13 protein-coding genes and 1 riboswitch are annotated in these 12,672 nt (G+C 44.6%); of the genes, 10 read left to right on the top strand and 3 right to left on the bottom strand.

Translation table 11 applies throughout. The features are described from left to right. The first annotated feature begins 90 nt into the window (after nucleotides 1–90). Nucleotides 91–270: a hypothetical protein gene (locus DESRU_RS16290; RefSeq protein WP_013843183.1), complete on the top strand. Its 180-nt coding sequence runs from the start codon at nucleotides 91–93 to the stop codon at nucleotides 268–270. A gap of 93 nt (nucleotides 271–363) precedes the next feature. Here the strand turns inward: DESRU_RS16290 and DESRU_RS16285 are convergent, their stop codons facing one another. Continuing rightward, entirely contained in the window at nucleotides 364–1,617 is a 1,254-nt protein-coding gene (locus tag DESRU_RS16285; RefSeq protein ID WP_013843182.1) for a stalk domain-containing protein, read from the bottom strand. Nucleotides 1,618–1,827: 210 nt separating this feature from the next. Here DESRU_RS16285 and DESRU_RS16280 point away from each other — a divergent pair, with 210 nt between their 5' ends. After that, nucleotides 1,828–3,159 (top strand): APC family permease, encoded by a 1,332-nt coding sequence (locus DESRU_RS16280; protein ID WP_013843181.1) that lies wholly within the window; start codon nucleotides 1,828–1,830, stop codon nucleotides 3,157–3,159. A 174-nt stretch (nucleotides 3,160–3,333) separates the two neighbouring features. After that, entirely contained in the window at nucleotides 3,334–3,894 is a 561-nt protein-coding gene (locus DESRU_RS16275) for a hypothetical protein (RefSeq protein ID WP_187290583.1), read from the top strand. A 29-nt stretch (nucleotides 3,895–3,923) separates the two neighbouring features. On the opposite strand, the gene DESRU_RS16270 is transcribed toward DESRU_RS16275, so the two are convergent. Then, the gene (locus tag DESRU_RS16270; RefSeq protein WP_013843179.1) at nucleotides 3,924–4,595 is read right to left on the bottom strand and encodes a TMEM165/GDT1 family protein; all 672 of its coding nucleotides are present in this window, start codon (nucleotides 4,593–4,595) and stop codon (nucleotides 3,924–3,926) included. 23 nt (nucleotides 4,596–4,618) lie between these two features. Next, nucleotides 4,619–4,782, bottom strand: a riboswitch (yybP-ykoY riboswitch). 91 nt (nucleotides 4,783–4,873) lie between these two features. Beyond that, nucleotides 4,874–6,094 carry a DUF401 family protein gene (locus DESRU_RS16265; protein ID WP_013843178.1) on the bottom strand — a complete coding sequence of 407 codons (1,221 nt, stop codon included), beginning with the start codon at nucleotides 6,092–6,094 and terminating at the stop codon, nucleotides 4,874–4,876. A gap of 166 nt (nucleotides 6,095–6,260) precedes the next feature. Here DESRU_RS16265 and DESRU_RS16260 point away from each other — a divergent pair, with 166 nt between their 5' ends. The 7 genes from DESRU_RS16260 (at nucleotide 6,261) to DESRU_RS16235 (ending at nucleotide 12,214) form a co-directional block, all read left to right on the top strand. Further along, nucleotides 6,261–7,154 (top strand): LysR family transcriptional regulator, encoded by an 894-nt coding sequence (locus tag DESRU_RS16260; protein ID WP_013843177.1) that lies wholly within the window; start codon nucleotides 6,261–6,263, stop codon nucleotides 7,152–7,154. A 65-nt stretch (nucleotides 7,155–7,219) separates the two neighbouring features. Further along, a complete protein-coding gene (locus tag DESRU_RS16255; protein WP_013843176.1) occupies nucleotides 7,220–7,894 on the top strand; it encodes a YczE/YyaS/YitT family protein in 675 nt (224 codons plus the stop codon). A gap of 382 nt (nucleotides 7,895–8,276) precedes the next feature. After that, nucleotides 8,277–9,629 (top strand): sensor histidine kinase, encoded by a 1,353-nt coding sequence (locus DESRU_RS16250; RefSeq protein WP_013843175.1) that lies wholly within the window; start codon nucleotides 8,277–8,279, stop codon nucleotides 9,627–9,629. A gap of 7 nt (nucleotides 9,630–9,636) precedes the next feature. Beyond that, on the top strand, nucleotides 9,637–10,272 hold the full coding sequence (locus tag DESRU_RS16245; protein WP_013843174.1) for an accessory gene regulator ArgB-like protein: 636 nt from the start codon (nucleotides 9,637–9,639) through the stop codon (nucleotides 10,270–10,272). A gap of 4 nt (nucleotides 10,273–10,276) precedes the next feature. Next, a complete protein-coding gene (locus tag DESRU_RS20395; protein ID WP_013843173.1) occupies nucleotides 10,277–10,423 on the top strand; it encodes a cyclic lactone autoinducer peptide in 147 nt (48 codons plus the stop codon). Nucleotides 10,424–10,429: 6 nt separating this feature from the next. After that, nucleotides 10,430–11,188 (top strand): LytR/AlgR family response regulator transcription factor, encoded by a 759-nt coding sequence (locus tag DESRU_RS16240; protein ID WP_013843172.1) that lies wholly within the window; start codon nucleotides 10,430–10,432, stop codon nucleotides 11,186–11,188. 258 nt (nucleotides 11,189–11,446) lie between these two features. Further along, entirely contained in the window at nucleotides 11,447–12,214 is a 768-nt protein-coding gene (locus DESRU_RS16235; protein WP_013843171.1) for a hypothetical protein, read from the top strand. Nucleotides 12,215–12,672: the final 458 nt, after the last annotated feature.

The following is a 12,672-nucleotide window of genomic DNA, read 5'->3' as shown; positions in this document are numbered from 1 at the left end:
TGTTATCTTCCAAGCACAAGGTGTAATTGAAATGAAAGGAATAGGGATTAAACTAATCTTATAAGAAAAGCAAGAGTGGAGGGATCTTTTATGACTAAACTATTAAGTGATTTCTTATATTCGGCAACCGCCGGCAGAGTGAGCCTGTCGAGTCGATACAAAGCATGCCGCCAGTGCCGTTATCTGTCCAAGGACTGCAAAAACAACCCGCACTGCCAGACCAGATCCCAGGCCGAAGGGGTTGTCTGGCACCTGGGCGAACAAAAATAAAGGATCATGGGAACAAAATATTCAAAGGAGAACCCGGATATTAACCGGAGTTCTCCTTTTTTATTTTATCTATAAACACAATCCTGCTTAAATCTATATGGCCTGCACCGTAGCCCGTAAGGAATTCCACATTTCATTGGAAACCAGCCCCAAACGCCACAGGGCAATGCCGTTCAGGCCATAGCGTTTGGCAATGCCAACCTTGGTAATAATACTGTCCGGAGTTTCGTTGGGAACAGAAATACCCAGCAGGAGCTTTTCGGCCGGAACTGCCTGTACGGCTGCCTCCACCGCTTCAATGACCCGGCTTGCCGGTTCCGGTTTGGAACCGTAATCATAGGCCATGACAATAATTTTATCCGCAATCTGACCCAGCTTTTGATAGTCGTAGCCCTGGTAAGCGCTGTTGGGAGCATGAAGGGTTAGTGTCAGTTTGAGATTTTTTGCATGGAGCCGGTCCACCAGTTGATTAGCAAAATAACTAAAACTTTCTCGGGTATGAATTAACTCTTCGGCGCTGTCCTGCCAGCCAAGACCTTCAAAATCCAGGTTAACCCCCTGATAAATTCCGGCTTCTTCCGTAATCATCTCAATGGCTTGCTGCATAGCCCCTTCATCAGATAGCAGGTTGGTAATGGTGTTATCGCCATCGGTTAAATGAATCACCATTTCCGTTTTTAATTGATACTTTCCGGCAGCCTCCAAAACCTTTTGATAGTCGTCCGGCCGCTGCCAGCCGGTACGGCTTGTGGTCAGCAGATTTCCTTCCTGATCCAGGCTGTACCAGCCCAGAGCCAGGGATTTAATCACATCGGTATTGCCTTTGGCCGATTCAGGGAAGGTTTGGCCAAAGAGGTTGGTCCAACTGCTGGTTTCCTGGTCTCCCAGGGCATAAAAACCAACCGTTGTCATGGTCCGGGGAGGGGAGGTGATTTTTATCGAGTGAGCTGTTTCATCCCAGACAACCTGACAACCGAAAGCCTCGCTAAAAAAGCGCAGGGGGACCAGGGTTCGCCCGTTTATAATCAGGGGCGACATGTCCAGGGATACGGTTGATCCGTTGCGAAGCGCAATGGGAGTGCCGATTTGCAGGCTGATGGATGTCTGGGAGTCGGTGGCTGCGATGGTGCGTGTGTTAGCATCCCAGGTTACGGCTACGTTCAGGTTTTCAGCCAAAGCACGGAAAGGAACCAAAGTTCGCCCGTTCATAACTGTGGGATTCACGTCAAAGGGCACTGCAAGTCCATCCATAAAAACCGTGATGTTCTTTTCGGCTTGCGCATGGGCCGGAAATAAAAAGGCCAGCCCCAAAAAACTAACAAGAATCAGTCGCAATAGGTGTTTCATGTTCAACCTCCAATAACTAGTCTAAAAATAAATTATTCTATTTAAGAACGACATAATCCTACCAAATTTTATATTTTTTAACATAAAAATTTATTTAGAGAGAACTAGCCCCTGGGGTGCAGTGTAACTTTCGCATTTTTTACACTTAAAAAGGTAAGATTAAATCTATAAAATATGAATTTTATAAGCCAAAGAAGCGAGGGTTTCAATATGGATGAGAAGGTTGAGCTGAAAGAGGAACTCAGGCGGGAGATCGGTATTTTCCCGGCTGTTGCCACGGTGGTGGGTTTAGTGATTGGCTCCGGGGTTTTTTTTAAACCGGGCAAGGTTTTCGCCTCAACCCAGGATATAACCTGGGGCATTCTGGCCTGGGTGTTAGGAGGGGTTATTACCCTATTGGCCGGGCTGACCATTGCCGAACTGGCGGCGGCCATACCCCAGACCGGGGGTCTGTATGCCTGGCTGCACCGTATTTACGGCAGAATGTCTTCCTTTTTATATGGCTGGATCTATACCATCATTGTGGGACCCGGCACCATTGCAGCGCTGGCCATTATTTTTGCTATCCAGGTACAAGTATTCTTTCCCATGCCCAATTTAAGCATGAAGCTGGTGGCCATCGGTATCATGCTGCTCCTGACACTATCCAACTATTTTGGAGCCAAATACGGTGGTTATATTCAAACCGTATCCACAGTGGCCAAACTGATCCCCCTGTTGATGATTATTGCCGTGGGCTTAACCAGAGGAACCGGGGGACAGGCCATGGCGGAAGGAGCCTTCAGCGGGGCGGGTTTTTCCGCCGCCCTGGTGGCCGCCCTCTGGGCCTATGACGGCTGGCAGACCATCGGCAATATCAGCGGCGAGTTAAAAAATCCCAGGCGGGATCTGCCGTTATCCATCATTTTAGGAATCGTTATCGTCGCGGTAGTTTATACGGCCATCAACATTGCCATTGTGCGGACCCTTCCCCTGGATACCATAGCCGGAGCCGGAACAACGGCCATTAATCTGGTCAGCGACCGTTTGTTTGGGGAGTTTGGGGCAACCCTGCTGGCCATCGGCATCATGATTTCTATTTTTGGCTGCTTAAACGGCCATGTTTTGACCGATCCCAGAATTCCCTTTGCCATGGCCCAGGGAGGAGATTTTCCCCGTATCCTCCGGAGATTGAGTCCCTACAAAACGCCCACCAATGCTTTTTTACTGCAAACCTTGCTGGCTTCCATCTATATTGCCACCGGTACCTTCGATGCCCTGACCAATCTGGTGGTATTTACCATGTACATCTTTTTTGTGGCCGGTATGGTGGGTGTAATGATTCTCCGCAGGAGGGAACCCAATCTGAGGCGCCCCTATACCGTGCCCCTGTACCCGGTTGTTCCTGTCCTGGGGATTATCGGAGGAATTTATATTTTATATTCAACCCTGGCCACGGATACCGCCAACGCCCTTTATGGCGTTGTTGTAACGCTGCTGGGAATCCCTTTCTTTTATCTTTTCAACCGCAAATATTTCTTGCCGGCCCTGGAAAAAGAATAAAAAAGCACCGCCGGTGCTTTTTTATTTAGGTAAAAGGGAATCCCTGCGTGCGATTCATGGGCTTATAATAAAGAAAAAGAAAAGGCGGGCTGCAAAATGGGATGGAGATATATAGTCACAGGGATTCTCTGGCTATTTATATTTTTATTGCTTCCTTTGCTCCTAATTATAACATTGCCCCTTTATTTGCTTTGGTTCCGGCCGTGGCAGTTGAGATGGGGGGCCAGCAACCAAGAGATTGAAAGGGCCATGCCGGGTGACCATATTGTACAGCATCCTACTTTTAATGCTACCCGGGCAGTCACCGTCCAGGGACGGCCGGAGGATATATGGCCCTGGATTATACAGATAGGATGCCGTCGTGCCGGTTGGTACAGTTATGACTGGGTAGACAACTTGGGCTTTCCCAGCTCCGAACGCATCCTTCCGGAGTTCCAGGAGTTGAAAGAGGGGGATCTAATCCCCTTTAGTCCCGATGGAAAAATGGGGATGTGGGTCAAAGAAATGAAGTCTAACCGCTATATGCTTTGGACGGATGCCAAAGGGGAAGCCACATGGTGCTGGGTCCTCTATCCCATGGGCGAAAACTGCACCAGACTGATTACCCGCCTGCGGGTCCGCTATAATTGGAAATCCCCCATGATACTCTATTACATCGTACAGGATGCAGGCGACATCCTGATGATGCGCAAGTGCCTGCTGGGCATAAAACGTCGGGCCCAAAGCCAAACCTGATCCCCGGTTGAAGGCAAAGCTACTTTACCTTATCGCTTTGATTCTCTTAAAGCGGTACCCGAATTCTGACGTCCGAGGAAGTAAACAGCCCCAAGGGTTAACCCGATTAATATGGAGATATTCGGCACGGAAAGGTACTCTTTAGGGACGGAGGTATACAAGCCGATATAACCGAAAGCAATAAATGTGAGCGCTGAAATCCACTTGATGACTCTTTCCGGTATTTTTTTGCCGGCGACAATGCCGACATAAATACCCAGGGCGTCTGCAATGAGCATTCCCGTGGTGGTCCCCAGGAGTGTGGCCAGCGGCGCATCATATTTTGCCGCCAGGGCCACCGTGGCCAACTGGGTTTTATCGCCCATTTCCGCAAAAAAGAAGGCAACCGCCACCGTCATAATGGGTCCTAAAATCATTTTCCGTTTATCTTCTCCGTCCAAGGAATCTCCCCGGATTGTCCATAATCCAAAGAGAATAAAGGATGCGGCGGCAATCATTTGCACCAACTGCATATTAAAGGATGTACCAAGGTAGTTGCCAAGAGCAACGGCCAAGGCATGATTTAGGATGGTGGCCAGAAACACCCCCCACATAACCGCTTTGGCCGGAAAACGAGTGGCAAAGGCCATGGCCAGAAGTTGAGTCTTGTCCCCCATTTCCGCCAACACCACCATGACGGTTGCCCCTAAAAAGATTAGCATCTTTAAAAATCCCCTTCTCTAAAAATTTATAAAAATAAAAGAGACCTTTAACACAACTCTTCACCAAAATGAAGAATTGTGTTAAAGGTCTCGCTAATTGATAAATCAACGGTAGGACCAGGGCTATACCAGTATGTTGACCCCACCTGCATATTGAGTATGCCAGCTACTCCCCTTTAACTTAAGACCATATTAAAGAATTGTCTGCTCTTTGTCAATAAGAAACACTTTCGTTTCAAAAAATTGTCCAAATCTTATTGTTAAGGCCCTTGGCCCGCTTAATGAAAAACCTGGAAAATGGCCATGGTCATAACCATCAGCAGTAGGCAGGGGGCAAAAAGAAGTTTATAAGAACGCACAAAATCCGCCTTAAAATATTCCACCGTGAGAATGAGGCAAAGATGGACCGGTGAGAGCATCACGCCCAAAACACCCGAAACATAGGCCAGCATAACAATGGCCGGCGACGGATGGGCCACGGCCAGTACCAACGGAAAGGCTACCCCGATGCAGGCCTGCACAATGCCGGTCAGCATGCCCGCCATCAATGGAAGAATGGTAACCAGCAGCAGCGTGGGTACACCGAAATCAACAATGGCACTGCTGATTTGCTGTACCGCTCCGGAGGCTTCCAGTACATCCTTAAAGGCCATGGTACCCCAGGTTAAAATAATGATGCGTAAAGTCAGCGGCTCCACCAAAGTTTTTGCTACCTGGAGCAAGGGATAGCGCTTTTGAATCATTAAAACCAGCAGTATCCCGCATAAAGCCAGCGCAATGGAAATATTGGCAAACACCAATACCACCGTGGCCCACAGGGGCCAAGTATTGAGAAGTAGAGCGATCAAGGAACTACCCGTGTGGTGGTCGCTGTTAACATCTTCTGATGTTGGCCGCAATTCATCTTTCTTTTCATAATTTCTAAAGATATACCAGTAACCCAGCAGAGCCCAGAGAATGGAAATGGGAAACAGCCACAACAGCAGGGTTGAGATGGCAAGTCCGGAAAAATGCGAAGCCAGCAGTACTCCCGGATACATGGGCAGGGAGTATTCCCAGATATGACGGAACCAGTAATTAATTAATACCTTATGCTCCGCCTGATAGGGCATTTCCGAGGTTGCCTGCCCCACCAAAGGGGCCGAAAACCTGGCTCCCCCGGCGGAAGGAAGAAACCCGATAATGGCCGGAATGGAAACGGTTAATATACGAAAGTTCCAAGGCAGTTGAAACAACGATTCGGTCATGGATCTTAACATGCCGGTTTGGCGCATAATTGATTCCAAAATCATAATCAGCACCAGGGCGGTAATCAGTTCCAGCGTGTCCGGCGTCACCAGCGTAAGGACCATTTGTTTTACCAGTGGAATCAAGGTCATGCCAAAAAGGGCGCCCAGCAATAAAGAGGATACCATCATGGTGGTGCCAAGGCCGATTTTCTTTCTCAGCATGAAGATGATCAGGGTAAAAACCAGCAATATCTTCAGCAATGGGAGCATAAAACAAAACACCTTCTTAATAATTGAAATTAACAAAATACTTTCATCTTACAATTAAATGATAATTTCATTTTACGTACATTTTGTTTATTAGTAAAATACATAATTGTCATGTTGACTATTCTTATATCGAATAATAAAATATTGCTAGCAACGGGGGTAAACCATGGATATTAGACATTTGGAATATTTCATTGAAGTGGCGCGGCAAAAAAGCTTTAGCAAAGCCGCCGATAAAATTCGTGTTTCCCAGTCCACCGTGAGTAAAACCATCAAGGATTTAGAAACCGAGCTAGGCAAAGCCCTGTTTAACCGCAACTCGAAATATGTCCGGCTCACCGATACGGGGAAGATTTTATTTACCGAAGCCCAGCAGGTCGTAGAAATGTTTCAGCATATGTCTACGGAGCTGGAAAGCATATCTAAAATTGAAAAAGGAAAAATCAACATTGGCATGCCGCCTATCACCGGAGCCACAACCTTTGCCAAATTACTGGGCGAGTTTAAAAAGACCTATCCCAATATCGAGATCACCCTGTTTGAATACGGTTCCAAAACGGTTCAACTGGGCATCCAGGACGGCTCCCTGGATGTTGGCCTAATCTGCTGCCCAACCAATCAAGAGTTATATGAAGCAATTTATTTTACAAAAGATCCTTTATGGGTGGTTGTTCATCCGGACCACCCCTTAACCCGGTATCCCAAAGTGGATTTTGCATCACTGGCGGGTGAAAGTTTTGTATTGTATCACCGTGATTTCAGCCTCTACGACGAAATTGTCATGCGCTGCAAAATGGCCGGGTTTCAGCCTAAAGTGATCTTTGAGACATCACAGCGGGAACTCATGATTCAAATTGTGGAAGCAAAACTGGGGATTGTGCTTTTGCCCAGCAAGATATGCCAAGAGCTGGACCCCCAAAGGGTAACCTCCATTCCCATGGCCGATCCGCAAATATTCCTGGAGCTTTCTTTAATCTGGAAAAAAGGGCGTTATCTTTCTTACGCAACCCTGTTATGGATAAAGTATGTCCGGAATTATTTGCTAAATAAAACAAAATAAAATGCTATTTCCAGAAAATCATTTCAGGTGTAGAATGGATCTAATACCTTTGGGAGGATATTGGAATGAGAAGGACAATGCTATATGGGCTTCAGCTCGCCTGGTTTATGCTGGGCCTTTTTATTTTTGGTCTTGCCATTTCACTGATGGTTAAAGCAGGGCTGGGAGTGGCCCCCTGGGATGTGCTTCATTTAGGATTAACCCATTACCTGCCCTTTACCTTTGGGCAAGTTATGATCGGGTCCGGTGTCGTCTGCGTCATCATCGCCGTCTTTCTCAGAGTCAGACCAACCCTTGGCACCGTTTTAAACATGATCTTTATTGGCGTTTTTGTTGATTTAATTAATAAAATGGCTCTTTTGCCCGACCCGGTTTCCAATGCCTGGCGCTGGAGCTACCTGCTCCTTGGGATCGTACTTTGCGGTTTTGCCACCGGCCTGTATATTACCGCCGCCCTGGGGACGGGACCCAGAGACAGCCTGATGGTAGGGCTGCACCAGGTTACCGGCTGGCGCATTGGACCGGTACGCACCATCATAGAGGTATCCGTAGTCCTGCTGGGCTATATATTAAGCGGCCCCATCGGCTGGGGCACCTTGGTCTTTTCCCTGACCATTGGCTGGACCACGGAATACAGCCTGAAATTTTTTTACTGGTGCGGCAATCGGCGCTGGTTCAAACAGTTGATCGGCAGTATGGGAGAAATAAACACGGCCGTTTCTAGCCAGCAGAAAGCATAAAGCAATAACTCTAAAATAGCTCCTTTATTGGCAAACAATCTATATCAAGATTAAAAAGCACCCGGTGGGTGCTTTTTTGATGTTTAGGATGATTATATAAATATCTAATTGAAAAACATTAATTAATTCAAAATTAAAACATTAGTATTGAAAGAATAAAATTTTAAGATATATTAGGATAAAAATTTAAAAAAGAAAGGTGTTTTATTTAAAAGATCGAAAAAGCATTGTATTGAGAATTATTTGCATATAAGCCAAAAAGTAGCATCGTTTAAATTATTCAGACAGGCAAACAGCCTTTTCAGACAACCATATACCCTTTCTAGACAATTATAAAAGGAATCCTTCTTTATGAAACAAATAACACAGGAGGATGTTTTCTGTGGACGACCTGCCACTGATCCAGCTTTTTTTAATCTCTCTGCCGGAAGCACTGCTCATAACAGCACTGGGTTTCCAATTAGTAAGGATCGAGTTAAACCGGTCAAGCTTAATCCTCATTGGAGTAACCCAAGCCGTTTTTGCCTACTTTATCCGGCTCTGCCCGGTTCCCTTTGGCTTACACAGCGTCATTGGGATTTTGGTCTTTATTTTGATCCTGCGGGTGGTTACAGGAATCGGTTTTCGGGTTGTGACCATTACCGCCCTGTTAGGGTTGACCATTTATTTGTCCTTAGAAACCGTCATAGCTCCAACTCTTTTGAGTTTAACAGGCTATGCCCTGCACCGGGTTATGAATGACTCTTTCCTGAGAATCGCTTTCTTCCTGCCGGAGGCATCTGCCATTGCTTTCTTTATTTTTGTCTCTAAACGATGTGATTACCGGCTAATTGATTTTTCACAGGAGATTGGCGCAGAAAAGGAGCAAAAGAACGCAACCCATGGTTCCGGGAAACCCTATTTTACCCTGTATATACTGATGCTCCTACCGGTGCTGTTAATGGCGCTGTTAAATCTGATGTTGTTCGTCTCTCAAACCAACACCTTTTCCGATCAATATCTGAGTCTTTTTATTGCGTTTTTTAGTCTGGTGATTGTGATCATCACGTTTTTTTCCATGGGTTCTATTAAGAAAATATCGCAATTAAAGGAAAAGGAGTTTGAAGCTCAAAAAGCCGGAGAAACCATTGCCCAACTGGACAAATTGATCCGGGCCATTCGCAAACAGCGCCATGACTTTAACCACCATTTGCAGGCGGTCTATGGGCTGCTGGAAGTTGGGGAGTATCAAAGGGCCCGGGATTACGTACGGAAAATCTTTTTAGATATCTCCACCCCGGCCGAACTGGTAAAAACGGATAATCCGGGGATTACGGCCATGCTTTATGCCAAAGCCGGACTGGCTGAAACCAGGGGCGTCCATTTTCAGGCTCAGGTAGAATGCAGTTTAAAGGATATTCCCCTAACAACCCTGGAAATGAATTCCCTGTTGGGCAACCTGCTGGACAATGCCATCGAAGCGGCGGATGTTCATTCCGGATCAAAGAGATTGGTTACGCTGGAAATATCTCAGGAACAGGGAGAATATCGCTTCATCGTGACCAATACCGGCACGCCAATTCCCACGGAAATATTGCCCCGGATATACGATTGGCATTTTACCACCAAAGGGAAAGGCCAAGGTCTGGGGTTACCCATTGCTAAAGAGATTATTGAAAAATACTCCGGCAATATTGAAGTGGCTCATCGTAACCGTGAAACGATTTTTACAGTTCATATACCGGATAAAGGGTGAATATAAAGTGGATTTACATATATTAGCCAGTAACATGGCCCAACATATGGCCAAGGCTGTCGGAATGGAAAAGGATAAAATGGATACCCTGCGTTTCGGGCTGGAAATTATCCTGGGTGCATTAATAAAAGGACTGGTACTTTTTCTTTTGGCCTATCTTTTGGGGATCGTTCCCCATGTAGCCGCCGGTCTGGCTACAGCCGGACTGTTCCGGCTATTGTCCGGCGGCGCCCACTGCACCAGCTATGGACGATGTTTGACCTTCGGGGTGTTGATATATCTCTTTCTCGGCAAATTGGCCCTCCAGATGGAGTCCTTTTTCTCTCAAAGCATTCTTTCGGTTTTGGTTTGTTGTGTCACTTTTGTAGCCTTCCTGTGCACTGTTAAATGGGCTCCCGGCGAAGTACCCTATCGCACCATGGACAAGCCCCGGGAAAAAACCAAATTTAAAATTCTTTCTTTGATGTATCTGCTTGTATGGCTTGCTCTCATTCTCCATCTCATCGGCGAAGTGGACAATTCCGTTTTAGTAGCTGCTACTCTGGCCTTAATCTTACAAACCATAAGCTTTATCCCTTGGGGTTACAGGCTGATTACCCGTGCAGACGGGTTCATGATTCAGTTAACCAAAAGAAGGGGGTGAAACAATGCGTCTGTTTAAAAAGTTGCTTTATACTCCATTGATACTGTGCGCTTTATTGATTGCCGACATCGGAATCCGGCCGGTCAGCCTCTTTCTCTGGTACCAGCCGGTCCCTCCTGTAAAAAACAATTCACGTCAGAAGGGTTTGTAACATTCTATGCTAACGGTTTTCATTGCTGAAGACGATTCTTCCATGCGCCATGTCCTTAAAAGGACGCTGGAACAAATACCGGGAACGAAGGTTCTGGGAGAAGCGGGTGATGGTGTCACTGCATTAAAAATGATCGAAAAACTGAGACCCCGGGTGGTTTTTATAGATATTGACCTGCCGGAAAAAAACGGGGTTGACCTGGCGCGAGAAATCTGCGACATTGACCCGCAAATCCTCCTTATATTTGCCACAGCCTACGATGACTATACCCATGAGGCCTTTGAAGTGTATGCCTTTGATTACCTGGTAAAGCCCTTCAAACTGGACCGGGTTAAAAAGACCCTGGAAAGAATAAATCAAATGGACTTGCAGAGGGCCTCCGCTGCAAATTACTTCCACCCCCCTGTTGCCGGGGAGATTACGCCGCCCAGACTGGTTCTCAGGCAAAATGAAAAATTGCTGTTTCTGGACACCCAAGAAGTTATTCTTATCACCAGAGAAAACAGAAAAACCATACTCCATACGACCAAACAAAAACTGGAAACGACGGAAACCCTTAACGATATAGAAAGAAGATTAACCGGGAACTCCTTTTTCCGGTCCCACCGGGGCTATATAGTAAACTTGAGTCTGATCAAAGAAATTTACCCCTGGGGCAAAAAAGGATACCAAATTACCTTCTCCGGAACCAAAGAAACAGCCCTTTTAACAAATGAGAAATTTAAGGAATTAGAAAAGAGATTACTTTACCCGGAAACCAATTAGAGAACGAATTTTTCTTCGTTCTTTATTTTTTTGCAAAAGATAGAATTTTTTAGACATCCAAATCCTCTTTTCAGACAAGTAAATCCCCTTTTTAGACAATATTGGTAGACATGGGGTTTATTGGTTGATATTATTGGCTCATGGAAAAAGTAATTTTTAAAGTGATAAAGGGGGTGATTTACGTGGGACTAGATATAAGAAAATATTATCATCAGTTGCCGAGATAAAGAATAATCTAAGTTAGGAGGTAATATTAAAATGAAGAAAATCTCATCTTTACTTCTAACAATTATATTTTTATTTTCTTATGCACTACCCGCTCTAGCTGTTTCTTCAGAAAAATACGATGGACAATCGAAGAAATATGAAATTTTGATGGAAAAAAAGATTGAAGAAGATAAAAATAAATTACTTGAGCGTGCGAAGGCTGGGATTACAGATGATCCAAGCGACTTAAATCCCGAAACAGCGATATTAATTAACGATGAAACTAAAGAAGAAACAAAGATACCGGTTCTTAAGACAACTCAAATGTATAAAAAAGTAAAATTATCAGACGGTACAATTAGTGAATATTACGTTACTGACAGTTTTTCAGCTTTTGCTATTACTCCATTAGGAATTATTCCTAGCTTTCAAGATGATGATTGGGATGTAACAGGTGGATTCTATGCCTGGGGAAGAGTCTCTTATACTAAGTCCTATCTAAATGGGTATGATACTGTTAGACTATATCAGTGTGAGGGTGGATGGGAGGATCATGATCCTACAGGCTCTATTTCTAATATGAACGTAAAATACGGCCAATCTGGTCAACGAGCTGATAATAATAAACCTTTTGAGACTTGGTTAGATAAAAAGCCTAGCAGTTCTACATTCTCTTATTACGCCCCCGATAACTGGCCTGAATTAAGAAAGGATATTACTTTTGGCCTTCAGATGGGAGAAACTTTATCAGCAACATGTTCTGCACAAGGGAGCACGTGGAATTTCAAGGTTACAATTAATAAAAAAAGCAACTGGTAAAATAGAGGCTGCAGGCTTTAACCTGTAGCCTAATCATATTTGCCAATATCGTTGAAATTAATTGCTTTGAAACAACTATCTAATCTAAAGAAATTTTTAATAAAGTAGTATTATATAGAGACAATTTTATTAAAATTTTCTATAAAAGTAAAAGTTATAATTTTTATTTATCTTAATTATATAATTCACCAATAAAGGAGAGATAAAAATAGAAAAGAGGAAGAAACAGGATGTTATCATTGCAATTGCTGGAATCATCTTATTTATTGTCGGAAGTGAAATATATCAACACTACTACGAAACTTATATTCCGTTTGAAAATATAGTTGATAAACATATATTAATAGCAATAATATTACCGATATTATTTGGTGTTGCTGTTAATCTACCTGTTCAAATAACAAGATTAGAGGGGAAAATTTATTTTGACTTTTCTAAATTTTTTATTCAAGGAATTC

The organism is Desulforamulus ruminis DSM 2154 (assembly GCF_000215085.1).
Classification (GTDB): domain Bacteria; phylum Bacillota; class Desulfotomaculia; order Desulfotomaculales; family Desulfotomaculaceae; genus Desulfotomaculum; species Desulfotomaculum ruminis.
The sequence above is the reverse complement of the archived record's forward strand: the minus strand, read 5'-3'. Positions and strand labels throughout refer to the sequence as shown.